2 protein-coding genes are annotated in these 865 nt (G+C 48.0%); both read left to right on the top strand.

What is annotated here, in order from left to right:
- On the top strand, positions 1-172 hold a 172-nt coding region (locus tag EQY_RS0123020; protein WP_038809347.1), incomplete at its 5' end, for a tail fiber assembly protein.
- A gap of 6 nt (positions 173-178) precedes the next feature.
- Positions 179-865: phage tail-collar fiber domain-containing protein (locus EQY_RS0123015; protein ID WP_001275087.1), on the top strand; the 687-nt coding region annotated here is incomplete at its 3' end.

The following is an 865-nucleotide window of genomic DNA, read 5'->3' as shown; positions in this document are numbered from 1 at the left end:
GGAAAAAGACCTGCTGCTGGGATTAATCAGCGACGAAGACAGGGAAAAACTGAAAGCCTGCCGTATTTATACAAAAACGTTACGGGAGATGACATTCAGCCAGGTTACAGATAAAGCATCGTATGCCGCGATTGTATGGCCAGAATTACCGCAGAACATTAGCGAGAATTAAGAAGTAATGAGCGCATTATTGACGAAAGCATTTGAAAAGTGGGTTGCTGAATGCACAGCCGGTAATTTACCTGCGCGCCCTGACGCTATTATTTTTGCCCTGATGGGGCGGGAACCAACGCGCGAAGATAATACCGTTCCGGAAGAAAAAATCACATATACCGTGAATGAACTGACCTACGGCCAGTTAAGCCCGGACAATATTGTGTGTAGCGCGGTTGTTCCTGATGACTGTGCATTCAGTTATGACTGGATTTGTCTCATCCATCAGACCAGCGGAACACTATGCGGCATAATAAAAACGCCTGTTCGACAAAAAGTGACAGGCGAGTCACTTATTCGTAATTTCACTATTATATACAGCGGCATTGCTCAGGCTGCGCAAATTACCGTTCCTCCACAGAGCTGGCAGGTGGATATTACCCCCGAGCTGAAATCAATGCTGAAAGCTCCTAACCGACTGTCAGAAATTGCAGCAGAGGGGGAAGAGGCGCAACAGGAATCCCGAGGCAATCTGGGATTGAAAGGTGCTGCTTTGCTTGATGTTCAGAGCGATATTTACGACCGCACCGCAGGCCGCCTCGCACTGCCAGGGGCATTCGGATACGGGCATATATTTTCTTCGTCGGAAGTTGTGTATTTCAGTGCGCAAAATGGCCCCACCGAATTCCTGAAATGGGTATTCGAGGTCACA

It is taken from the genome of Escherichia sp. TW14182 (assembly GCF_000208525.1).
Taxonomy (GTDB): Bacteria; Pseudomonadota; Gammaproteobacteria; order Enterobacterales; family Enterobacteriaceae; genus Escherichia; species Escherichia ruysiae.
The sequence above is the reverse complement of the archived record's forward strand: the minus strand, read 5'-3'. Positions and strand labels throughout refer to the sequence as shown.